19 protein-coding genes are annotated in these 23791 nt (G+C 45.0%); 18 read left to right on the plus strand and 1 reads right to left on the minus strand.

All coding sequences use genetic code 11. From position 1 onward, the window contains the following. Positions 1-151: 151 nt before the first annotated feature. Positions 152-1171 carry a DNA polymerase III subunit delta gene (gene holA / locus MKY63_RS17255; RefSeq protein WP_036677525.1) on the plus strand — a complete coding sequence of 340 codons (1020 nt, stop codon included), beginning with the start codon at positions 152-154 and terminating at the stop codon, positions 1169-1171. A 36-nt stretch (positions 1172-1207) separates the two neighbouring features. Further along, positions 1208-1696 carry a hypothetical protein gene (locus MKY63_RS17260; RefSeq protein ID WP_038572946.1) on the plus strand — a complete coding sequence of 163 codons (489 nt, stop codon included), beginning with the start codon at positions 1208-1210 and terminating at the stop codon, positions 1694-1696. Positions 1697-1854: 158 nt separating this feature from the next. Here the strand turns inward: MKY63_RS17260 and rpsT are convergent, their stop codons facing one another. Continuing rightward, positions 1855-2127, minus strand: coding sequence for a 30S ribosomal protein S20 (gene rpsT, locus MKY63_RS17265; RefSeq protein WP_036677521.1), 273 nt, complete (start codon positions 2125-2127; stop codon positions 1855-1857). Positions 2128-2431: 304 nt separating this feature from the next. On the opposite strand from rpsT, the gene gpr reads away from it, so the two are divergent. From gpr to dnaJ, 16 genes are all read left to right on the plus strand, one after another. Beyond that, positions 2432-3433: a GPR endopeptidase gene (gene gpr, locus MKY63_RS17270; RefSeq protein WP_036677518.1), complete on the plus strand. Its 1002-nt coding sequence runs from the start codon at positions 2432-2434 to the stop codon at positions 3431-3433. A gap of 156 nt (positions 3434-3589) precedes the next feature. After that, a complete protein-coding gene (locus tag MKY63_RS17275; RefSeq protein ID WP_339809395.1) occupies positions 3590-4930 on the plus strand; it encodes a stage II sporulation protein P in 1341 nt (446 codons plus the stop codon). Between the two features lie 35 nt (positions 4931-4965). Continuing rightward, complete coding sequence (locus tag MKY63_RS17280; RefSeq protein WP_339809398.1) at positions 4966-5451, plus strand: hypothetical protein; 486 nt, start codon at positions 4966-4968, stop codon at positions 5449-5451. 140 nt (positions 5452-5591) lie between these two features. After that, the gene (lepA, locus tag MKY63_RS17285; protein WP_036677511.1) at positions 5592-7406 is read left to right on the plus strand and encodes a translation elongation factor 4; all 1815 of its coding nucleotides are present in this window, start codon (positions 5592-5594) and stop codon (positions 7404-7406) included. A gap of 105 nt (positions 7407-7511) precedes the next feature. Next, on the plus strand, positions 7512-9317 hold the full coding sequence (locus MKY63_RS17290; protein ID WP_339809402.1) for a histidine kinase: 1806 nt from the start codon (positions 7512-7514) through the stop codon (positions 9315-9317). Next, the gene (locus MKY63_RS17295; protein ID WP_339809404.1) at positions 9302-10069 is read left to right on the plus strand and encodes a response regulator; all 768 of its coding nucleotides are present in this window, start codon (positions 9302-9304) and stop codon (positions 10067-10069) included. The genes MKY63_RS17290 and MKY63_RS17295 overlap by 16 nt, the downstream gene beginning before the upstream one ends. Positions 10070-10164: 95 nt before the next feature. After that, positions 10165-11469: an extracellular solute-binding protein gene (locus MKY63_RS17300; protein WP_076141557.1), complete on the plus strand. Its 1305-nt coding sequence runs from the start codon at positions 10165-10167 to the stop codon at positions 11467-11469. 91 nt (positions 11470-11560) lie between these two features. Beyond that, positions 11561-12445, plus strand: coding sequence for a sugar ABC transporter permease (locus tag MKY63_RS17305; RefSeq protein WP_249267723.1), 885 nt, complete (start codon positions 11561-11563; stop codon positions 12443-12445). A 61-nt stretch (positions 12446-12506) separates the two neighbouring features. Beyond that, positions 12507-13334 carry a carbohydrate ABC transporter permease gene (locus MKY63_RS17310; RefSeq protein ID WP_076129699.1) on the plus strand — a complete coding sequence of 276 codons (828 nt, stop codon included), beginning with the start codon at positions 12507-12509 and terminating at the stop codon, positions 13332-13334. A gap of 19 nt (positions 13335-13353) precedes the next feature. Next, positions 13354-15630, plus strand: a complete 2277-nt coding sequence (locus MKY63_RS17315) for an FAD-dependent oxidoreductase (RefSeq protein WP_339809407.1) — start codon at positions 13354-13356, stop codon at positions 15628-15630. Positions 15631-15814: 184 nt separating this feature from the next. Beyond that, positions 15815-16987 (plus strand): radical SAM family heme chaperone HemW, encoded by a 1173-nt coding sequence (gene hemW / locus MKY63_RS17320; RefSeq protein WP_076105910.1) that lies wholly within the window; start codon positions 15815-15817, stop codon positions 16985-16987. 93 nt (positions 16988-17080) lie between these two features. Next, a complete protein-coding gene (locus MKY63_RS17325; protein ID WP_051490987.1) occupies positions 17081-17572 on the plus strand; it encodes an N-acetyltransferase in 492 nt (163 codons plus the stop codon). Between the two features lie 103 nt (positions 17573-17675). Continuing rightward, a complete protein-coding gene (gene hrcA / locus MKY63_RS17330) occupies positions 17676-18707 on the plus strand; it encodes a heat-inducible transcriptional repressor HrcA (RefSeq protein ID WP_036677493.1) in 1032 nt (343 codons plus the stop codon). A 49-nt stretch (positions 18708-18756) separates the two neighbouring features. Continuing rightward, positions 18757-19338, plus strand: coding sequence for a nucleotide exchange factor GrpE (gene grpE / locus MKY63_RS17335; protein ID WP_036677491.1), 582 nt, complete (start codon positions 18757-18759; stop codon positions 19336-19338). Between the two features lie 175 nt (positions 19339-19513). Further along, positions 19514-21361, plus strand: a complete 1848-nt coding sequence (dnaK, locus tag MKY63_RS17340; RefSeq protein WP_036677488.1) for a molecular chaperone DnaK — start codon at positions 19514-19516, stop codon at positions 21359-21361. Positions 21362-21614: 253 nt separating this feature from the next. Further along, the gene (dnaJ, locus tag MKY63_RS17345) at positions 21615-22739 is read left to right on the plus strand and encodes a molecular chaperone DnaJ (RefSeq protein ID WP_036677487.1); all 1125 of its coding nucleotides are present in this window, start codon (positions 21615-21617) and stop codon (positions 22737-22739) included. Positions 22740-23791: the final 1052 nt, after the last annotated feature.

The following is a 23791-nucleotide window of genomic DNA, read 5'->3' on the forward strand; positions in this document are numbered from 1 at the left end:
CCGTCGTTTATATAGATGCGCCGCTTAAACGGAGAGGCTTTGGCCATGGCTGCCAGAGTTTCTCCGTTTTTGCATGCATTTTTGTAGTTTTTTTTGCTACAATAGAACTCTGGACAAAATGGGCTAGATGAATGGAAAAGGAAGTGGCGGGATGGATGCCAAAACGGCGATAAAAGAAATCAAACAAGGGAAGATCTCACCGTTGTATGTTTTATATGGCAGTGAGAAATTTCGAATGAATGAATTCACGGCACTGCTGGAAGAACAGCTGATTGCTAAAGAGGATCGTGATTTCGCAGTTATTCCCTTTGATCTCTCTGAGACGCCGGTGCAGGCTGTGGTAGAAGAAGCGGAGACTGTGCCATTTATGGTAGAACGTAAACTATTGCTGGTGCGGGATGCCTCGTTATTTACAGCGGGCAAAGAAAATGCCAAACTGGAGCATCGTATAGATCTTTTAAGTGACTATTTGCAGCATCCTGTAGACTTCAGTGTGATCGTCTTTATGGTGAATAATGATAAGCTGGATGAGCGTAAAAAAATTGTGAAGACTGTCAAATCAGTGGGCACAGTATTAGCCTTTAATCCGCTGGGAGCAGAAGAGCTGCTGCGCTGGGTGGAAAAAGGAATTCGTGAGCGTGGTTGTGTAATGGCACCTGGCACTGCAGAAATTCTTATAACGAATGCAGGCACCGGCTTGCAAGGTTTATCTGCAGAGATGGACAAGCTTTGTTTATTCGCTGGTAAGGGCGGCACTGTGGATGCGGGGGCCGTAGAGAGTCTGGTACATCGTGGAACAGAACAAAATGTGTTTACGCTTGTTGAGGATATCGCTAATCTGCGTCTTGATAAGGCGCTTGATACATTATATGAGCTGCTGAAGCAGCGTGAGGAACCGATCAAGATCGCAGCGCTGGTTGCGCGGCAGTTCCGCATTATTTTGCAGGTTAAGGATTTATCAGCACATAGTTATTCGCAGGGACAGATTGCGTCACAGATCGGATTGCATCCTTATGCGGTTAAGCTTGCTGGGGAGCAGGCCCATAAGTTCTCCAGTGAACGATTGCGGCAAATCTTAAGTGCATTGGCGGATCTGGATTATAAAATGAAAACAGGGGCTATAGACAAAGTGCTAGGGCTGGAGCTGTTCATGCTGCGTTTAGGTGTCTGAGCTAAGAAGGGAAAGAGTATTGGAGATGATCTGACTATGAAAAGAATATTTCAATATTCGGCACTGCTTTTACTCGTTCTACTAATTAGTTCCTGTGGCAAAACGGATACTAATTCACCGTCAGGATCTGCCTCTGATTCGCCTGCGAATACGAATACCTCTGCAGATGCACCTTCTTATTTTGGGGAATGGAGTGTACAAAGTATAGTAGGTTCTACACCTGTCTCGGCAGCGGAGGATGAAAAGCTTATTGGCATGCGAGTAACTTATTCGATAGAAAAAGCATCTTTTGATAAAGATGAAATTATGAGCCCTGAATATAAGGAAGAGAACATCACTAAGGATGACTATTTTAACGAATACAGAAATGAATTAAGTGACCTTGGGATCGAAACGGAATCGGTTAAGACGGTATCTATAAATAATTGGACGAATCCCGGCAGCAGTTTTATTGTTAAAGACGATCAAACGATGATTTTCTTATGGGATGGTAACTATTATGAAATGAAAAAAGAGAAAAAATAAATGAAAGAAGACCGCCTCTCTAAGGTGGTCTTCTTTCATTTAACACACATCTCTTAAAAGTAACTAACACTACTTATTATTAATTAATAGACACAAAAAAACCTAACCGTATGAAGCATAGCGGTCAGGTTCTTCAATTGCTCATTATGAATGTCGTCTTAGGCTTGAGCCGTAAGAGCGTTCAATTTCTTCGCCAAGCGGGATTTTTTGCGGGCAGCCGCATTTTTATGAACCAGACCTTTACTTACGGCCTTGTCCAGCTTTTTGGAAGCAGCTAGGAAAGCAGCTTGAGCAGTTTCTACTTCCGTACCAGTCAGAGCTACATCAGCAGTTTTCACAGCTGTACGAAGCGCGGATTTTTGGGAAGCATTCAGTGCACGGCGTTTTTCGTTCGTGTTTACGCGTTTAACCGCGGATTTAATATTTGGCATTGCATTCACCTCCTGTAAGACATTCGAAATCATTATCAAATGATTCACAACTTAAAATAGTTTAGCATGACCGGTAGCAAAAAGCAATACTTAAAGCTTTCAAATTAAACCTCCGTATCCTGCATAAACATTGGCTTTCTCTCGCACACTATCGACAAAAGAGCATAGGCAGAAGCTTGCCAAATGAGGATGAACTCATGGAAGTGTATGCTTACAAAACTAAGCAGCTGCTTTCGAAGTGAGTTTTGTTCGAAGTAATTCATGGAAGTGTATGCTTACAAAACTTTTAGGAGGCTGGTACACAATGGAACCGGATCTGCAGCTATATTCTGTGCGCACCGATTTGGCGTTAGAGGCAAAGGAAATGGCTCAAGGCCCACAACGAACGCCAATCCCTGGTGTGAACGAAGAAGTGGAAGAGTCTGATGGGATTAAAGTGACCCGTCTTGGTGTAGCTAATGCTGCCGGATCACAGGCAATAGGACGCGCAATTGGCAACTATGTAACCCTTGAGGTACCCGCTCTGCGTGGCGGAGATACAGGCTTGCAGCAAAAGGTGGCAGAAGTTTTTGCCCGCGAATTTGAGGACTTTTTGATCAGAATTGGGATTGGCAAGGATGCATCTGTGTTGATTGTTGGTCTTGGTAACTGGAATGTTACACCGGATTCACTGGGTCCTTTAGTGGTGGAGAACTCACTCATTACACGGCAGTTCTATGAGTTGGTTCCGGATCAGATCTCCCCTGGTTATCGTAAGGTGAGCGCTATTGCTCCTGGAGTGCTTGGGCTGACTGGAATTGAGTCGAGTGAGGTCGTGCAGGGAATCGTGGATCGCACGAAACCTGAGCTTATTATCGCCATAGATGCGTTGGCATCCCGGTCACTGGAGCGTATCAATACGACGATTCAAATTGCGGACATTGGGATCCATCCCGGTTCGGGGATTGGCAACAAGCGACGTGGATTGACCCAAGAAATTCTGGGTGTTCCTTGTATCGCAATCGGAGTGCCCACTGTCTGCTATGCCTCAACTATTGTGAATAATGTGCTGGAGATGATGAAAAATCACTTCGGGCAAGGAGCAAACCATACTAAGGAAATCATGGGAATGCTGGACGATATCTCTGAGCAGGAACGCTTGTCATTAGTGAAGGAAGTGCTTGAACCCCTGGGGCACGATTTGATCGTCACTCCCAAGGAAATCGATGAATTTATTGAAGGGATCGCGAATATCGTGGCCAGTGGTTTGAATGCGGCTTTACATGATGCGGTTGATCCTGAGAATGTTGGCGCGTATACCCACTAACTGAATTATGGTTTGTTAAGCCCGGCGGGATGCTGAATTAAGGTATCCTGTACGGGCTTTATGTCTATTCTCTCATTTTCGGTTCTAGTATTGCTCTTGCACTCATAGATTTGGAGTATAAGAGATTACAGAGGGCTGGAGGAGGACATAACTACAATGAATAAAAAATGGTTTCAGCTTTGGAACATCGGCCGTTTAAGGGGAAAAATGCTGGATGTTTTATCGCTGGGGAGAACGATGCTGCTGTTGGCCGGAGGTTCACTAGTATTTTTTATGCTGCTTGGAGCCGGTGGATTGGCCGGACAGAAGCTTAGCTCTTCACCCATTCCTTCAATGAAGGGGCTTGCCGCCTCCCTGTCTAGTGGTTTTTTCATGGAGCTGCTGGGGATGGAGGTGCCGCATTTACCGCAGGGTAAAGAGCCATCCGCTTTTTCAGGTGAAAAGGTAACTTCTTTCGTATTTCAGTTGCTGACCAGCGTGAATCCAGGCGACCCTAAGAGTCTAGTCTCTCGTGAAGTGCCGGGGATGGCGGCGGATGATCCATTTCTTTTGCGGAAAGGTTCAGGTGGATCTACAGGAGCACCAGTGGATTATCATCCTGGGACTGATGAGCTGGCTGAGGGTAGTGGAGATGCGGAAACTTCTGTTCCGGACGAAGGGGACAATCAAGAAGATGTTACAACACAGCAGCCTGAAGCGACGGTTGCACCATCTCCTGATCCATCAGCGGCGGAGGAAGGGACGGATAAGAGTAATCCGCAAAGCGGTACAGACAGCACTAAGGATACCTCGATCAAACGGATTCTAATCTATCATTCACATCCTAGAGAAGCCTACAATCCTCTGTTAGGGGCAGCAAATGAAAATCCCAGCTCCGGAGTTTCAACTAAAAATGTAATGCTGGTAGGATCATATATTACGAAAAGACTGGAACAGCTCGGGATTGGTACGGTTCATGCCAAAGAAGATTTTCCGACCAAAGTCACCGACTATAACTGGAACTTTTCCTATAAATATTCCCGGATCTTGGTTAAATCAGCACTCAGCGCAAATGAGGAAATGGATAGTTTTATCGACATTCACCGTGATTCGCAGCGTCATAGCAAAACAACAGCTGTTATTGACGGGAAAAGCTATGCACAGGTCTATTTTATCATTGGACATGCAAATAAAGACTGGAAGAAGAACGAAGAGTTTGCCAATAAGATTCATCAACAGCTTGAAAAGAATTACCCGGGAATATCTCGTGGGATATGGGGAAAAGCTGCGGGTAAAGGCAACAACGGAGAGTACAATCAGACCCTGTCTCCCAATAGTGTTTTGATTGAAGTGGGCGGAATTGATAACTCGGCTGAGGAATTAAAGCGGACGGCTGATATTTTGGCAGATGCTATCGCTGATGTGTACTGGAGCAGTCATGACGCTCAGAAGGTGAACGCACCTGAAAAAGTGGCGAATCCCACTACAACACCAAAGAAATCAAACGGAGCTTCGTAAAATAAATTACCAAGGATCAAAAAGGAGTGGTGTACATGTCGCGTTTCGGAAAAAAACTGGTTATGGTTGGGATTTGGGCAGGGATTGGCATCCTCTTAGGGATGCAGTTCGGCGGAAGCGGTGAGTCAACAGTCTCTAAGATTCTACCCGGCTGGAATGCCAGCCCGACTACGCAGACCAGTCAAGTAACAGGCATGCAGCCACAGCCACAACTGCAAAAGAATGGTGTGACACAGGGTGGGCAGACTTATGTATATGTGCCAATGGTAATCGATCCTGTCACAGGTGCATATACGGCTGTTTCTCCTTTGCCTCAAAATAGCAATACAACGCCAGCCGCAGATCCTCCTCAGCAAGTTGTGGATGATTATAGTACGAAATCTCCGGAGCAAATTTTAATTCCTGAGGAGCAAAAGCCTACAGTCGATGTTCTGGCAGATAAGACGGCAGGTCTCTTGCAGCAGGCTTCCCAGAAGGGAATCCGCTGGGTAGTTTCATTGTTCGCTTCGGCAGAAAATTAACAGCAAATTTAGAAGAAACGGTTATTTCACGGGATCGTGTATAGCTGTTTCTTTTGTTTTGGGCCAGCGCGGGATTGATGGAGTAAGCTTGTACTGTTATAATAAGTGGATTAATATCAGGCTGTCTGTGGGGGTAAGGAATGACTGACGTTCAGAAAAGACAACAACAAATTCGCAATTTCTCGATTATTGCACATATAGACCATGGTAAATCGACACTAGCTGACCGCATTTTGGAATACACGGGGGCACTAACCACGCGTGAAATGCAGGAACAGGTACTCGATCAGATGGATCTGGAGCGCGAACGTGGTATCACAATAAAGCTGCAAGCCGTGCGTTTAACCTATCGTGCAGACGATGGTGTAGAGTATTATCTCAACTTGATTGATACACCGGGGCACGTCGATTTCACCTATGAAGTTTCCCGCAGTCTTGCAGCATGTGAAGGCGCACTGCTGGTCGTGGATGCGGCTCAAGGAATTGAAGCACAGACGCTGGCCAATGTGTATTTAGCACTGGATAACAACTTGGAAATCCTACCTGTGCTCAACAAAATTGATTTGCCAAACGCTGACCCTGACCGGGTAAAGCAGGAGATTGAGGATGTTATCGGGCTGGATACCAGTGAAGCGGTTATGGCATCTGCCAAAGCCGGTATCGGAATCAAGGAAATTCTGGAGCAGGTGGTGAAGCAGGTTCCTGCGCCATCCGGTAATTCAGAAGAGCCGCTTAAAGCATTGATCTTTGACTCTCACTACGATCCTTACAAAGGCGTTATCGTCTATGTGCGCGTAATGGACGGGAAGATCCGTGCGGGTTCGAAGATTAAGATGATGGCAACTGAGAAGACCTTCGAGGTCATTGAAGTTGGCGCATTTATGCCGCGTATGACCATTGTCGATGAATTGAACATCGGTGATGTTGGCTTTATCGTAGCTGGGATCAAGCATGTTGGAGATACCCGTGTCGGTGATACTGTCACTGACGCAAAGAATCCTACTGCTGAGCCGCTTCCGGGTTACCGTAAGATCAACCCGATGGTATATTGCGGGTTGTATCCGATTGAGACCTCCGATTATAACGATCTTCGTGAGGCCTTGGAGAAGCTCCAGCTAAATGATGCTTCGCTAAGCTTTGAGCCGGAAAGCTCAAGCGCGCTTGGATTTGGTTTCCGTTGCGGTTTCCTTGGACTCTTGCATATGGAGATCATTCAAGAGCGGATTGAGCGCGAGTTCAATCTGCCGCTAATCACAACAGCGCCGAGTGTTATTTACCGAATTATGCTGACCAATGGCGAAATGATCCAAATCGACAACCCGTCACATTATCCGGAGATCGGTACGATTGACTATATTGAAGAGCCGTATGTTAAAGCAGCGATCATTGTGCCTAACGACTTCGTGGGTACTGTAATGGAGCTGTGCCAGAACAAACGCGGCGAGTTCGTAAATATGGAATATCTAGATACTAATCGTGTAACGATTACGTACGAGATTCCGCTGTCAGAGATCGTTTATGATTTCTTTGATCAGTTGAAATCCGGTACGAAAGGATATGCTTCTTACGACTATGAAATTTGCGGATACCGTCGTTCGAATCTGGTCAAGATGGATATCTTGCTTAACAATGAGCAGGTCGATGCCTTGTCCTTTATCGTTCACCGCGATCGTGCCTACAACCGCGGACGTATCATTTGTGAGAAATTACGTGGGATTATCCCTCGTCAAATGTTCGAAGTGCCGATTCAAGCCTCTGTGGGTACGAAGGTAGTTGCGCGTGAAACCGTTAAGGCGATGCGCAAAAACGTACTTGCTAAATGTTACGGCGGTGATATTTCCCGTAAACGGAAGCTGCTTGAGAAGCAAAAAGAAGGTAAGAAACGCATGAAGCAAGTGGGTAGTGTAGAAGTACCACAAGAAGCGTTTATGGCAGTACTGAAGATCGACGAGTAAAAAATAGGTAGAGCCGGGAGAATATCCCGGCTCTATTTTTTTGAGCAGGAGCAGATTACAATAGGGGGAAGGATTGTAAGCACATACAAAGTGAGGGGAGTCCTCGTGAAGCGAATATATTTGAAACTTACGCCAAGTACCTTTAAGAATCGGATTTTATTAGCTTTCTTGCTGTTGGTACTAACACCCATTGCCATACTCGTTCTATATAACTTTAAAGAGACAGAACGAATGCTGCAGGATAATGCGGAAACGAAGAACATAGAGCAGCTTATTGGTATTAAGAATGGTTTTGTTGATCTCATGAGTCTCGTGATGAAAACAGGGTCATTACTCGAACAAGATACGACGATTTTATCGATAATGAAGAATCCCGAGCAATCTGATGAAATCACGAGAAAAAAACTCGTTGAAAACAAGTTTGGAGCGATTGAAAATACATTCTTCATGAGTGGAGCGACGGTGTATTATACTTTAATCGACCTTCATGGAAACGCATACACTTCCTTTATGCCAAAGGAAACTTTGAGCTACGACGAAATCCAATCGGAGGATTGGGTTCAAGCATTGAAGCGAGAAGGAACGAATCGATATATATGGAATCCGAATGACAAGAATAATGTGGTCCGGGAAAGTACAACAAGTAAGAAAATGCTTAGTCTCTATGAAGTTATGCGTGACAATGATTTGAATATTTATGCCTATGCAAGATTAAGTATCGATTATGAGGAGTGGTTTACTAGATCAACGTTAGGGAGTAAACAGGAAGGGGCTTTATTTCTACTCGATGCCTTGGGGGGAGTGATGCTTAATCCCCTTAAGGATGAGGCTTTTTCCTCTGATATTGCGCAGAGTATTGTGAAGAGTGCCAACCAGCGGCAGACGGGGCGTGCTGCATCCATTGTCAACCCGAAGGAGGAAAGCTTATACACATACAGCTACATCGAGGAGTTAAATGGCTATGTTGTTAAAAAGGTGCAGCTAGCACAGCTTTTTCTTGAAGTAGACAAGCAGAAACGACGGTTTTTTGGTGGATTTGGAATCATTCTGCTGCTATTTGTTCTATTAACTTATTTCATATCATCGACGATTACAGTACCGCTTAAGAAGCTACAGAAGAAGATGGAAATGACCGCTAAGACGAATCTCAAAATGAAATTACCCGAACAGGGACGGGGAGAGATTCTTGCCCTGACTCAGAGTTTCAATATCATGATCCATGATTTAAATGAGCTGTTGCAGCGACTTCAGCTTGAAGAAAAACAGAAGCAATTCGTTCGATTTCAGGTATTACTTTCGCAGATGAACCCGCATTTTCTACTAAATACATTGAATACGATAAAGAGCATTGCCTTAGATAAAGATGATGATGAAATTTATGGAATTTGTGTTGCACTAGGAAAAATATTGGAGACAACCTTAAATACTGAAGTCGATTTGATCCTGTTAAAGGATGAAATCGTACTAATAGAATCTTACATGGAGATACAGCGGCAACGTTTTGGACATGGGATTGAAATTCAATATGATATCAACGAGGAACTGCAATACGCATTAATCCCTAAATTTTGTCTGCAGCCCTTAATTGAAAATAGCTTGATTCACGGCTTCGGTCAGTCTGTAAAACAAGGGAGAATTGATATCTCCGCTAAAGTGACTGAGCAACAGCTGTATCTAAAGGTTAGAGATAACGGCATGGGGATAGAAAGAGCACAGCTGAATAAGGCTATACGGAAACGTAAAGGAATCGGTGTTCAGAATATTAGGGAGAGCTTAGAACTGTTGTTCAAGAATCAACGGACAGGTATGGACATTGTGTCATCAGACACAGGAACTGAAGTGATCATCCATTTTCCATTCCTTATTTCAAAACCTTACGATGGAGGTAAGCTCACATGTGGAGAACGTTAATTGTGGATGATGAACAACCTGCGGTTAAAAGTATACGGAAGCTATTCTTAAAGGCTGGAATCCCGTTTGAAATTATAGGTGAGGCGGAGAATGGAGAAGTAGGCTTGCAAATGATTCGTGAGCTGCAGCCTGATGTGGTAGTGACGGATATCAATATGCCAGTGATAGATGGGGTGAAGCTTCTTCAAATTGCGCGAGAGGAAGGCTTCGACTGCCGGTTTGTAATGTTAACTGCATTGAGTGAATTTGAATACGCCCGGCAGGCGCTCGTATTTGGGGCTTCGGACTACATTTTGAAGTTATCTTTAGATCTCCAAGGTTTGAAGCAGACGATGGGTAAGGTTCAGGCCGAGCTGGAGCGAATGGTGAAGATGAAGAAAGCCGATAAATGGTTTCCTGAGAAGCAACAAACGGGACCGACAGATCATGTGGAGATGAACAAAATTATAGCTTATATTGAAGAACATTATGCTGAGGACATCTCGCTCAAATCCATGTCAGAGTTGATCCGGATGGATGCCAGCTATATAAGTGACTTATTCAAGAAAAAGACAGGGAAAACGTTGACCAATTATATTCAAGAGCGTCGGATTCAGGCTGGGAAAATGCTGCTTGCAGAAACGAAGCTAACAATTAGCGAGATTGGGCAGCAAGTAGGCTTTGAGAACGATAATTATTTTATAAAAATCTTCAAAAAGTGGTGTGGTGTCACGCCAAATGAATTCCGTAAAGAACCAAAAAACGTTCTATAAGTTCCCAAATGTAGTTCATCCCCCAGAATCCGCTCTGATGATAAAGTTATAGATGTAGAGCACAACACATAATCCTTCCAAGGGGGAAGCTATCTATGAAGAAAAAGTGGTATCCTGCAGTGCTTTCTGTCTTATTAGCAGGTACGATGCTGGCTGGTTGTGGGAGTGGTGGAAGTAATGAATCGCAGGGCAGTGCAAATGGAGAACCAGCAAAGGAGAAAATAAAGCTTACGATGTGGGGGGCAGTTCCTGCAGAAGCCGGGCCTCAAGCTGTAGTTGATAACTGGAATAAAGATCATCCAGATATTCAAGTCGAGTATATCCGTAATGTAAATGACGATGCAGGCAACTTAAAGCTGGACACTGCTTTGATGACCAATCAAAACATAGACCTTTTCATGAACTACGATCTTGCTCATTTACAGAAACGTATGGATGCAGGCGTTGCCTTGGATCTAAGCACGAAAACAGATTATGATATCGACAGCCAGATCGGCGAGGACGCAGCGATGTGGAAAATCAATGATAAATACTATGGGATTCCTACAAAGAAAAACATGGCGTTTGTATGGTTGAACAAAGATATGCTGGATGCAGCAGGATTACCGATTCCTGCGGTGGACTGGACTTGGTCAGATCTTGAGGAGTATGCGAAGAAGCTAACGAAACCTGGTGTGTACGGATTATTGCAGGCAGATTCCTCCTTCGCAACAACGATGGACGGTACGCTTGCTGGAATGGGTGTGAAACAGGCGGATGGTACTTCAAACTTTGGAAATGATCTCTGGAAACAGCAACTGGAAATATTGCATAACATGATGTTCGTGGACAAATCCACACCGGAATATGGGGAGCAGCTGACCAGTAAAATGCCGGTTGACACCATGTTCCTGCAAGGCAAAGCGGCAATGCTGGCAGCCGGTGAGTTTATTTTCCGCAATGCGAACAACTTGAAGGACTATCCGCATGATTTCAAAACCGCGTTCGCCGCTATTCCAAAAGTGAATAAAGATCAAAAGGATTATAAATATTCGGGCGGTGTGGGCGACATGCTTGCTCTTAATGCAAAGTCCAAGAACCTGGATGCGGCTTGGGAGTTCGCAAAATGGTATGCGGATGGCGGTATGCTGCCAATGGCAAGCGGGGGTCGTATTCCAGCCTCTAAGAGTGTAGACAGTAAGGAAGCGATGAGCCTTCTCTTGAATGGTGTAGAAGACAAATATGATACAGATTCAATGAATAATATTGTATTCGGCAAATTCCCATCCTTCCAGCTAAATGTACCTCAACAAGCCATTGATGCACGTAAAGAAGAGTATGAAAAATACTTCTTAAATAAGCAAGATATTGATACCACGATGAAAAATATGCAAACCCGTTCGCAAGAGTTAATGAAATAAAGAATTAGCTGGCACAAAAGAGAAGGAGGAAGAATTCTTCGTTCTTCTCTTTCGTGTACCCATTTTTCAGCATACGAAAGGCGGCGATACCGTGAAGCGGAGAAGCTGGATGGACAGACAAGGCTGGATCGGCATGACTTTTATTCTCCCGAATATGATTGGTATTCTCTTATTCTTTGTGATTCCTGCAATCTTTTCCTTTGTCCTGATGTTTACGAATTATCAATTTTCAAATCCGAATTGGCAATTTACCGGGCTGGATAATCTCAAACGGTTGTTCCATGACGATAATTTCTATGCCTCGATCAAATATACGGTGATATTCCTGATATCGGTTCCAGTATCGATGGTGCTCGCTTTTATTGTGGCGCTATTTCTAAACCGCAGTGTGTATCTTAAAGGATTATTGCGTGGAATGTTTTTCCTGCCGTATATCTCTAGTGGAGTAGCCGTTGCATTTGTCTGGATGCTGCTATTTCAGCCTTCACAGGGACCCATCAATGAACTGCTTCGCTGGATTGGCATAACATCGCCGCCAGGGTGGTTTGCGGATACGGAAACCGCAATGTATGCCATTGATATCGTACAGATCTGGCTGATGCTTGGCTACAATATGATCATATATTTAGCAGCACTACAGGAAATTTCGACAGAACAGCTGGAAGCTGCCCGGATCGATGGTGCAAGCACATTCAAAACAACATGGAAAATTGTATGGCCTCTTGTTAGTCCAACAACTTTTTTATTAATGATTACCGGATTAATTATGACGATGAAATCGTTCTCGATTATTCAAGCCATTACGGCTGGAGGACCTAGCGGAAGTACGACGGTCTTATCACTATTCGTTTATAAAACAGCATTCAGTTATTACGATATGGGATACGCTTCAGTCATTTCATGGTTCTTGTTCGCCGTCATTCTCGTCATTACAGTCATTCAGTGGATCGGCCAAAAGCGCTGGGTTCATTACTAAATAACCCTACAAAGTGGTGCTTTGCGGGACCCCGAAACCATAAATTAAAGGAGCAGGCGGTATGAATGAAAAAGCAGGAAACATGAAGGTGAAGCTGCCAGTAACGATCATCATGTTTGTTCTAGGACTATTTATGATTGTGCCTTTTCTATGGATGCTCAGCACATCTTTTCAGACACCTGCCGAGGTGTTTAACGAATGGCTGCCTTCATCTCTCAACTGGAGCAATCATATTCGGGTGTGGACAGGAAGTTATGATTTTGTTCCGTATTATTTAAATTCACTTAAGATATCGATTATTGGAACTGCGGGAGCTGTGTTTCTATCTGCCCTTGCCGCTTACGGATTTTCACGTACTTCGTTTAAAGGGCGGGATGGCCTATTTGTCATATATCTATCCATGATGATGGTTCCACCGCAGGTGCTTTTTGTTCCTAAGTTTATCATGTTTAACTGGGTTGGGATTTACAATACGCATTTGGCCCTAATCCTTCCAGCCATGTTCTCGATCTTCGGTGTATTTATGCTTCGGCAGTTCTTTATGGGCATTCCTAAGGAAATTACGGAATCTGCTTTTCTGGATGGAGCCGGTCATTACAAAATATTTTTCCGCTTAATTCTGCCATTAGCGAAGCCGGCAATCGCTACGTTTGCTATTCTTGATTTCTCCTGGCAATGGAATGATTATGAGAATGCGCTTGTATTTTTGCAGAGCCCTAAGCTATATACCATTCCGCTTGGATTGCAGAATTTTATTCTTGAGAACAATGTGGATTACAACGGGATGATGGCCGCTTCGTCGGCTGCGATCATTCCAATGATTGTTATCTTCTTCATAGGTCAGAAATATATTATTCAAGGAATTTCTAGCTCGGCTGTGAAAGGCTAACTATAGGAGGGATACTGACATGAGAACAGAAACGGTTAAATCCGATGTGACAGTGGTCGGGGGTGGACTTGCAGGGATGAACGCGGCGATTGCTGCAGCCCGTCTTGGGTTAAAGGTAGCACTGGTACAGAATCGTCCTGTACTTGGTGGTAACTCGAGTTCAGAGGTTCGGGTATGGGTATGTGGTGCAACAGGACATGGTGTAAATCGCTATGCACGTGAGACAGGCATTATGGGTGAGCTGTTCATCGAGAATCAATACCGGAACCCGGAAGGGAATCCATATCTATGGGATCTAACCTTGCTCGAAGCGGTGAAGGCAGAATCGAATATCAGCTTGTTCCTAAATACCGATGTACGTGAAGTGGAAGCGGAAGGTGAGGCAGAGGAACGTACGATTCAGAGTGTGACCGGCTGGATGATGGGATCTGAGCGTTTAATCACGTTCGAGAGCGATGCTTTCATCGATTGTACGGGTGATGGTTTAGTGGGCTTCCTAGCAGGAGCGGATTTCCGATTAGGACGTGAAGCCCGTCATGAATTTAATGAGGAATGGGCACCAGAAGTGCCTGATAATATTACATTAGGCAGTACATTATTATTCTATACACAGGATACTGGAAAACCGGTACGTTATGTTGCACCCTCATTCGCGAAGGATATTACAACAACGTCTATCCCGATCCGCCGGGTCATTCGGAGTGGGGATTCAGGCTGTCACTACTGGTGGATTGAGTGGGGCGGCGAGCTTGATACGGTGGATGAGAATGAACGTATACGTGATGAACTATCCTCTGTTATTTATGGGATTTGGGATTATATCAAAAACTCAGGCCATTTTGATGCCGAGAATATGACGCTTGAGTGGGTTGGCTCGATTCCGGGTAAACGTGAATACAGACGATTTATTGGTGATACGATTCTAACGCAAAATGATATTCTCGCGCAGCGTGAATTTGCAGACCGTATTGGATTTGGTGGCTGGTCGATTGATCTACATCCACCGCAAGGGATGTACGCACAAGAGAGTGGCTCCAAGCATCTGCATGCGGACGGGATCTACCATATTCCATTTGGTTCGCTATATTCGAAGAATGTGCGGAATCTATTCTTCGCGGGTCGTAATATCAGTGCATCTCATGTGGCTTTTGGAACAACACGCGTTATGGCAACCTGTGCGATCATGGGTGAAGCAGCTGGAGCAGGTGCAGCTTTATCCGTCATCAAAGGTGTGACCCCACGTGAAATTCGCGAGCATCATATGCATGAATTGCAACAGGTGATGTTAAAGCAAGATGCTTCGATTATTGGATTACGTAACGAAGATCCACTGGATCTCGCCAGAAAAAGCGAGATTCATGCATCCAGCACGTTGAATGGTATCCTGTTGGATCGTCCAGCCGAAGCTTATGAGCTTTCTCATGATGTAGGGATTTTGTTTCCGGTTGAAGGAAGTATCCGTGGGTTAAGGCTGCTTGTGTCAGCAAGTATTCAGACGCAGCTGACCGTGGAGATCTGGACGACTGGACGCGCGGAAAATTACGTGCCGGCGGAGTGCAAACAGGTTGATGTTATAACAGTACAGGCTGGAGAGCAGCAATGGATTGAAGTACCGATACAAGAGGAGAAATGTAGTCTTATCGGTGAATGTAATATCTTCGCTATTATTCGAGCTAATGAACACCTTCAATTGCATATTTCAGAAACCCCAATCACTGGTGTCATTACATTTGAGCGAGGTGCTAAATCCGTTGTTGATTCAGCGCTGGAGGATCATCAGCCAGATCAGCCGGTGATAGAGTGGAGCATGAAACAACTTGTACGCAGGCATTTCTGCTTTGCAGTAGAAACATCGGCATATGCTGCATCTAAAGTCATTGATGGGTATGTTCGACCTTTCGCGGGACCACATAGCTGGGTTTCTGAGCCGATGACCGCGGGTAGATCGGAGTGGGTAGAGGCGCGTCTCCCGGATGCTGCTCCAGTCTCCGAAATCCATTTCACCTTTAATGATGATGTCAATGAAGATCTCATCAACTTACATCACCATGAAACGCCATTTCTAGTGATTCCTGAACTGGTAAAGAACTATGATGTAGAGCTGCTCATTGATGGCACGTGGCAAGTCATGCTCCGTGTCAAAGATAACCATCGCCGGAAGAATGTTCATCGATTAGAGAAGCCTGTCCTTACAGATGCTGTCCGGATCGTTATTCATGAAACTAACGGTGGAGTACATGCCGAACTTGTGGAAATGCGGATTTATCAAGAAGCAACGGCTTTGCCGTCCTTATAGGGACGGTATCCGTTTCTGCGGAAATACAAAATATATAGGATAACGTAAAACTTATACTTTCTTATATTATAAAATAGAGTTCATTTATAAATGAACGCCCTCGGAGGGAAGCCGTCAGGCTTCCCTTTTCTTGTTTTTTAGATTACACTATTCAAACGATATTTTTATATAAAGGAGACAGCTAATGACAACGAAGACTAATGGCCGTCCCCCTGAGGCTGTATACATTCATATCCCTTTTTGTACCAATAAGTGCTTTTATTGTGATTTCAATTCCTATGTACTCAAGGATCAGCCAGTTATGGATTATCTCGAAGCTTTGGATCGAGAGATGGAGCAGACCGTCAAGAACACCCCTCCGGGTGTTATCAAAACGATCTTCGTCGGCGGAGGCACACCCACTGTTTTAAAACCTGATGAAATGGCTTATTTCTTAAAGTCTGTTCGCACGCATTTCCCCAACTGGGATAAAGATATTGAGTTCTCTATGGAAGCTAACCCTGGAACAACGGATCTGGACAAGCTGACGGTTATGAAAGAAGGCGGCGTGAACCGGGTGAGCTTTGGTGTTCAAGCATTTCAGAACGAGCTGCTCACAGGCATCGGCCGGATTCATAATGTAGATGATGTATACCGGAGCCTAGAGAATGCACGTGCAGTTGGACTAAATAATCTTTCGGTTGACCTGATGTTTGGGTTGCCTAATCAAACTGTTGAGATGTTGGGCGAAAGTATCCGCAAGGCGTTGGAGCTGGATCTACCCCACTATTCTATTTACAGCTTGAAGGTGGAGGAGAATACTCTTTTTCACACGCTGTTTAATAAGAACAAGCTTCCTCTTCCTAATGAAGAAGATGAATTGCAAATGTACCTCCTGTTGATGTCCTCTATGAAGGAAGCGGGTTACAATCAATACGAGATCAGTAACTTCGCGAAACCAGGAATGGAGAGCCGCCATAATATCACCTACTGGCGTAATGAAGATTATTATGGTCTAGGAGCAGGAGCGCATGGATATGTGGGACGTCAGCGGCATATTAATGTTAAGGGCGTAAATCCATATGTAGAAGCCACACGTAAAGGGCTGCCACGACTGGATGCATACCCAATCTCAGAAGCAGAAGCGATGGAAGACTTTATGATGGTCGGCTTGCGTATGCATGAGGGCGTCTCTAATGAAGCTTTTCAGGCGCAATTCGGGCGTTCAATAGAGGAAGTATTCGAGAAATCCTTGCATAAAATGCTGCATGCAGGGCTGTTGGAACAAGAAGCAGGGGTTTACCGACTCAGCAAGCAAGGAATCTTGTTTGGGAACGATGTTTTTGCTGAATTTGTAGGCGCCCTGACAGAAGTTTAATTTTAAAATACCCCTTGAATTGTAATTCACTCTGTTGTATATTTATTCATATTATCAACAGAGGGGTGAACCAAAGTGCTTGCCAAGACGGAAATGATTCGCCATTCGTCTCCAGCGGGAGACGCACAGGTGATTTGTAGAAATGCTGTGGTAGAAGACGTTGAGCCATTGTATCTAATGATAGAAGAGTATGCCCAGCGCGGCATCATGTTGCCCCGTTCCCGGCAGGCGCTGACACGCCAGATCGATCAATTCGTAGTTGCCGAAATCGAAGGCAGATTCGTAGGCTGTGGTTCACTTTTCAAGCTCGGGAATGATCTCGTAGAGATTCGTTCAATTGGATTGAATGATGAAGGTAAGGGTAAAGGCGTAGGCTCCATGATATTGGCGAAGTTGGTCGAGGAAGCTAGGAACCAGAAAATCCCAAAGGTTATGGCACTAACCTATGCTGTTGATTTTTTTCTTAGAAATGGATTTGAAGTCGTCCAGAAAGAGATTTTCCCTGAAAAAGTATGGACAGATTGCGTGAATTGTAAAAAGCAGCATGCCTGCGATGAAATAGCAGTACTTAAGATACTGAACTGACTTGACAATGTCAATGTCAGTTTGGTATTTTTGTATTAGTGGTTAGCACTCATCTGAGTCGAGTGCTAACGAATCGGAGCCACAGCCGATAGGAGGGAATAACATGTTAACTGATCGCCAGAGAATGATACTAAATGCAATTGTGGATGATTATATTTCATCGGCAGAGCCAGTAGGATCTCGCAGCATTTCTAAACGGGGAGATGTAGGATACAGTCCGGCTACGATTCGAAATGAAATGGCTGACCTAGAGGATTTAGGTTATCTCGAGCAGCCTCATACATCGGCGGGAAGAATTCCTTCCCATAAAGGATACCGATATTATGTGGATCATTTGGTACCGTGGAATTCCGCCGAAACGGCAGAAATGGGCACGATCCGCGCTTTTTTTGCCGAGAAGCTAAATGCAATGGAGCAGGTAATCCAACATGCGGCGATGATTCTTTCCAATATGACGAATTATACTTCCATCCTGCTGGGACCGGAGGTTTTTCATACTTCATTGCGTCATTTTCAGTTGTTACCATTAGATGATACAACCGCTGTGGCCATTATCGTCACAAGTACGGGGCAAGTTGAGAATCGTACGGTGAACATTCCGCCGGAGATTTCTGTTTCCGAGATGGAGAAAGTGGTTAACCTACTGAATAGTAAACTGGTCAATGTACCACTCTATAAGCTGAAGACCCGGCTCTATTCCGAGCTTGGCGAAGAAATGCAGCGTCACATCTCACATTATGAAGAATTAATGCAGGTGCTGGACACCGCGCTGGAAAGCGATCAAGAGCAGCGCATCTATCTCAGCGGAGCAACGAATATGCTGACACAGCCTGAGTTCAAAGACGTAGACAAGGTGAAGAGTATTCTTGATCTGCTGGAAGAGACACCGACACTGCTCAAAATGCTGGCCCCTACAGTGGGTGGCACAGGTATTCAAGTACGAATAGGAACAGAAAACAATCACGAAGCGTTCGCTAACTGTAGTCTGATCACCGCCACTTATTCACTTGATGGGCAGGCACTAGGAAGCATTGGGATCCTTGGGCCGACCCGTATGGAATATGCAAGAGTGATGGGGATCTTGGGCATTTTATCCCGAGATTTGACAGCGATGCTGGCGCACTGGTATAAGTGAACAGAGTCAACATGATTTTCGTGAATGATTTTAAGGAGGTGAAGACAACTTGAAAAAGGAACAAGTTCAAGATTCTAATGAATTCAAAGAGGAATTGATCAATGAGGAGCCTGTGGCTGAAGTAGTCTCAGATGCCGACTCATTTACAGCTGAAAACGTTAGTGAAGGTGCTTCAGATACAGGTGCTGAGGTGAAACGCCTACAGGATCTTGCTGATGAATATCAAGGTCGTGCACTGCGTGCACAAGCTGATTTTGATAACTTCCGTCGTCGTACCCAGAAGGAAAAAGAAGAGTTGGCTCAATATGCTACCTCCAAGCTCCTGACGGAATTGCTTTCCGTGCTGGACAATTTCGAGCGTGCGTTAGTCACTACTCCAGCTAATCCTGAATCCGAAGCTTTCGCGAAGGGCGTTAATATGATTTTCCGTCAGCTGGATGGGGTATTGAAGGCTGAGGGGCTTACAGCTATGGAAACAGTAGGACAGCCTTTTAATCCTGAATACCATCAGGCTATTATGCAGGTTGAGAGCGAGGAGTACGAAGAGGGTATCGTTACAGAAGAGGTTCAAAAGGGATATCTTCTGAAAGATAGAGTTCTTCGTCCGGCCATGGTCAAAGTCAGCATGTAGTCTGTCTATATAGGACGGGCAGTTTCTGCTCGCCATAAAGCAGCAGTGCTTTTGCCTACTATTTATCCGATTGCAGGCTGTTGCCCGGATAGTTTATTATCAATCGAATTTTTTTGATATTTTTATAAATTTATTGAGCTTAGGCTCCATATAACTTTAGAGGAGGCAAATTATTGTGAGTAAAGTTATCGGTATTGACTTAGGAACCACGAACTCTTGCGTTGCCGTTATGGAAGGCGGCGAAGCCGTAGTAATTCCAAACCCAGAAGGCGCGCGTACAACCCCTTCGGTTGTAGGCTTTAAGAAAGACGGCGAGCGTATCGTCGGTGAAACGGCTAAACGCCAAGCGATTACTAACCCTGATCGTACGATCAGCTCTGTTAAACGTCACATGGGTACTAACCATAAAGAAAGCATTGATGGTAAAGACTACTCCCCACAAGAAATTTCGGCAATGATTCTGCAAAAGCTGAAATCCGATGCAGAGGCTTATCTTGGCCAAACTGTTACTCAAGCAGTTATCACTGTTCCTGCTTATTTTAATGACAGCCAACGTCAAGCTACCAAAGATGCAGGTAAAATTGCAGGTTTGGAAGTTCTGCGTATTGTGAACGAGCCAACAGCAGCAGCTTTGGCATATGGTCTGGAGAAATCCGAAGATCAAACCATTCTAGTCTATGACCTTGGTGGCGGTACTTTTGACGTATCCATCCTTGAACTTGGTGATGGCTTCTTCGAAGTAAAAGCTACAAGCGGCGACAACAAGCTGGGTGGCGACGACTTTGACCAAGTGGTTATGGATTACCTGGTATCCGAATTCAAAAAAGAGCAAGGCATTGATCTGAGCAAAGATAAATCTGCTGTACAACGTTTGAAAGATGCAGCTGAAAAAGCGAAAAAAGAATTGTCAGGCGTACTGACAACAACTGTATCGCTTCCGTTCATCACTGTGGTTGACGGCGTACCTCAGCACTTAGAGATCAACTTGACTCGTGCGAAATTTGATGAACTGACTGCTGGTCTGGTAGAACGTACTTTGGGACCAACTCGTCAAGCATTGTCTGATGCTGGCATGACCCCTGCAGACCTTACTAGAATCGTTCTGGTTGGTGGTTCTACACGTATCCCAGCTGTACAAGATGCTATCAAAAAGCTTACTGGCAAAGAACCACACAAAGGTGTGAATCCGGATGAAGTAGTAGCTCTTGGTGCTGCTGTTCAAGCGGGTGTATTGACTGGTGATGTTAAAGACGTTGTATTGCTTGACGTAACTCCGCTTTCCCTGGGTATTGAAACTGCAGGTGGCGTGTTCACGAAGATGATCGAGCGTAATACTACGATTCCTACAAGCAAATCCCAAGTATTCTCAACCTTTGCTGACAACCAACCTAGCGTAGAGATTCACGTGCTGCAAGGTGAGCGTCAAATGGCAAATGGCAACAAGACACTGGGACGCTTCATGCTGAACGAGATTCCACCAGCACCACGTGGCGTGCCACAAATCGAAGTTTCTTTCGATATTGATGCCAACGGTATCGTAAATGTATCTGCAACAGATAAAGGCACGAACAAGAGCCAAAAAATCACTATCACTTCTTCCAGCGGCCTGAGCGACGCAGAAGTAGAACAAATGATGAAGGATGCCGAGCTTCACGCTGAGGAAGACCGTAAGCGTAAAGAACTGGTGGAAGCGAAGAACGGTGCTGACCAACTCGTGTATTCTACTGAAAAAGTAATTAAAGACCTTGGCGATAAAGCTGATGCTTCTGATGTTGAAAAAGCAAATGAAGCTAAAGATAAAGTTAAAGCAGCACTTGAAACTGACAATCTTGAAGAAATCAATGCAGCTACAGAAGCATTGACTGAGATTGTACAACAGTTGTCCATGAAGCTGTACGAACAAGCTGCTCAAGCTGAGCAAGGTGCTGAAGGTGGCGCTGGAGCCGCTGAAGGCGCTCCTAAAAAAGATAATGTAGTTGACGCTGACTATGAGGTTGTTGACGAAGATAAGAATCAAGGGTAACCTTATACGATAAGTGTAATAGGAAACTGATAAATTCTTATATAGTTAAGAAGGGAAGGTCAAAACCGGGTCATCCCGTGTTTTGACTTTCCTTTTGTAATATCAGATTGCACACTCTTTGCGAATGCGCCTTCTGATATTGTAAGAATAAACATCGCTGAATCTGGATGGTCAGATCCTGAGGGTTTATCGTATAATGGTTTGTTTGACAGGTAATAAGGAATTTGAGTATGTATGCACGGAGGTGAAAGCAGTGGCAGATAAACGCGATTATTATGAAGTGCTTGGCCTTAGTAGAGATGCTTCAGACGATGAGGTGAAAAAAGCGTACCGGAAATTGGCGCGCCAATATCACCCAGACGTGAATAAAGCAGATGACGCTGAAGCTAAGTTTAAGGAAGTAAAAGAAGCTTATGATGTTCTTAGTGATGGACAACAGCGAGCTAGATATGACCAATATGGCCATATTGACCCTAACCAAGGTATGGGCGGCTTCGGAGGCGGCGGTGGTGGCGACTTCGGAGGGCTTGGCGATATCTTTGATATGTTCTTTGGAGGCGGCGGACGCCGTGATCCTAACGCACCGCAGCGCGGTGGGGATTTGCAGTATACCATGACCATTGAATTCAAGGAAGCGGTATTCGGCAAAGAAACCGATATTACTATTCCACGCACAGAAACTTGCGATACCTGCTACGGCTCCGGGGCTAAACCGGGCACTAAACCAGAGACTTGTTCCGTATGTCATGGTAGTGGACAACAGGAATTCGTACAGAATACACCACTTGGACAGATGCGTAATCGTCGTCCTTGTTCACATTGCAGTGGTACAGGTAAGATTATTAAGGAAAAATGTACGACTTGCGCCGGACAGGGTAAGGTTAAAAAGCAACGCAAGATCCATGTGCGTATCCCGGCCGGTGTTGATGACGGTGCACAGCTGCGCATGACTGGCGAAGGCGAAGGCGGCTTACGCGGCGGTCCTGCTGGAGACTTGTATATTGTTATCCGTGTCAAATCGCATGATTTCTTCGTGCGTGAGAACGATGATATTATGTGCGAGGTTCCGCTTACGTTTGCACAGGCAGCACTTGGTGATGAGATTGAAATTCCAACCTTAACCGAAAAAGTGAAGCTGAAGATTCCTGCCGGAACGCAAACAGGCACTTTCTTCCGCCTCAAAGGTAAAGGTGTTCCACGTCTGCGTGGATCTGGCCAAGGTGATCAGCATGTACGGGTAATTGTTGTGACACCTAGCAAGCTCAATGAAGAGCAAAAAGAATTGCTACGCCAGTTCGCTTCTCTGAACGGAGAAAACACACATGAGCACGAGCAGTCCTTCTTTGATCGTGTGAAACGTGCGTTTCGCGGGGACTGATATCCTAACTCATTCATTCAGTAAATGAATAGAAAAAGACAGCAGAGCAGCGATCCTCCCGTTATTGGGGGATCGCTGCTCTGCGTTTTTGTTTAGCATGAGATTAGGGCAGGGCCAGTTAACTAACCTCATGCAAATCTTTGGAGGAGCTGTGATGCTTGAACCTGCGAAATTCTGCGTGTTTGGCTAACTCGGCCAATCCCGTAACCTCGGTAAACCTGGTAACCCCGGTAAATTCGGTAACCCCGGTGACCCCGGTGACCCCGACAAGCCCGGCAACCGCGAACCGCGAACCGCGAACCGCGAACCGCGAACCCTTAACCTTGGAACACCCGACTGGTCTCCAGCTTTTTTAAACACACTATATGCTTTGAATTATCTACGTGGGCTTGCGGACCCGGAAGACGCTATTTGCAAATTTATCGCCTTTTGAGCGAAGTTTCGGACTCCAGTGCAGCTATTGCCTAGAAAAGTGCTCATATTTGGTGTTTTTCGTGCTAATAGCGACTATGGGGTCCGTTGGCATGGCAAATAGCGCATAATCCAGTGTTTAAGTGCAACTGAGTCCGATAGCGCTGAGTCATCTGAGTGGATAGGACCCAGAAGAGGCTGGAGGCATACGGACCCAGCTGACGCTATTTGCATATTTTTCTCCTTTTGAGCGAAGTTTCGGATTCCAGTGCAGCTATTGCCTAGAAAAGTGCTCATATTTGGTGTTTTTCGTGCTAATAGCGACTATGAGGTCCGTTGGCATGGCAAAAGTCGCATAAATCAGCGTTTAAGTGCAACGGTGTCCGATAGTGCCGAGCATAATCTTCTGCGTGGATAGGACCCGGAAGACGCTGGAGGCATACGGACCCAGTTGACGCTATTTGCAAATTTATCGCCTTTTGAGCGAAGTTTCGGACTCCAGTGCAGCTATTGCCTAGAAAAGTGCTCATATTTGGTGTTTTTCGTGCTAATAGCGACTATGGGGTCCGTTGGCATGGCAAATAGCGCATAATCCAGTGTTTAAGTGCAACTGAGTCCGAAAGCGCTGAGAATAATCATCT

This window comes from Paenibacillus sp. FSL R7-0189 (genome assembly GCF_037969925.1).
GTDB classification, from domain to species: Bacteria; Bacillota; Bacilli; order Paenibacillales; family Paenibacillaceae; genus Paenibacillus_AQ; species Paenibacillus_AQ odorifer.

Coding starts and splice junctions, on each gene's coding strand:
- MKY63_RS17325 (WP_051490987.1), top strand. CDS start 17,081: ATGATTCGCCATTCGTCTCCAGCGGGAGACGCACAGGTGATTTGTAGA.
- MKY63_RS17315 (WP_339809407.1), top strand. CDS start 13,354: ATGAGAACAGAAACGGTTAAATCCGATGTGACAGTGGTCGGGGGTGGA.
- MKY63_RS17275 (WP_339809395.1), top strand. CDS start 3,590: ATGAATAAAAAATGGTTTCAGCTTTGGAACATCGGCCGTTTAAGGGGA.
- gpr (WP_036677518.1), top strand. CDS start 2,432: ATGGAACCGGATCTGCAGCTATATTCTGTGCGCACCGATTTGGCGTTA.
- holA (WP_036677525.1), top strand. CDS start 152: ATGGATGCCAAAACGGCGATAAAAGAAATCAAACAAGGGAAGATCTCA.
- hemW (WP_076105910.1), top strand. CDS start 15,815: ATGACAACGAAGACTAATGGCCGTCCCCCTGAGGCTGTATACATTCAT.
- rpsT (WP_036677521.1), bottom strand. CDS start 2,127: ATGCCAAATATTAAATCCGCGGTTAAACGCGTAAACACGAACGAAAAA.
- MKY63_RS17295 (WP_339809404.1), top strand. CDS start 9,302: ATGTGGAGAACGTTAATTGTGGATGATGAACAACCTGCGGTTAAAAGT.
- lepA (WP_036677511.1), top strand. CDS start 5,592: ATGACTGACGTTCAGAAAAGACAACAACAAATTCGCAATTTCTCGATT.
- MKY63_RS17310 (WP_076129699.1), top strand. CDS start 12,507: ATGAATGAAAAAGCAGGAAACATGAAGGTGAAGCTGCCAGTAACGATC.
- MKY63_RS17260 (WP_038572946.1), top strand. CDS start 1,208: ATGAAAAGAATATTTCAATATTCGGCACTGCTTTTACTCGTTCTACTA.
- hrcA (WP_036677493.1), top strand. CDS start 17,676: ATGTTAACTGATCGCCAGAGAATGATACTAAATGCAATTGTGGATGAT.
- MKY63_RS17300 (WP_076141557.1), top strand. CDS start 10,165: ATGAAGAAAAAGTGGTATCCTGCAGTGCTTTCTGTCTTATTAGCAGGT.
- MKY63_RS17280 (WP_339809398.1), top strand. CDS start 4,966: ATGTCGCGTTTCGGAAAAAAACTGGTTATGGTTGGGATTTGGGCAGGG.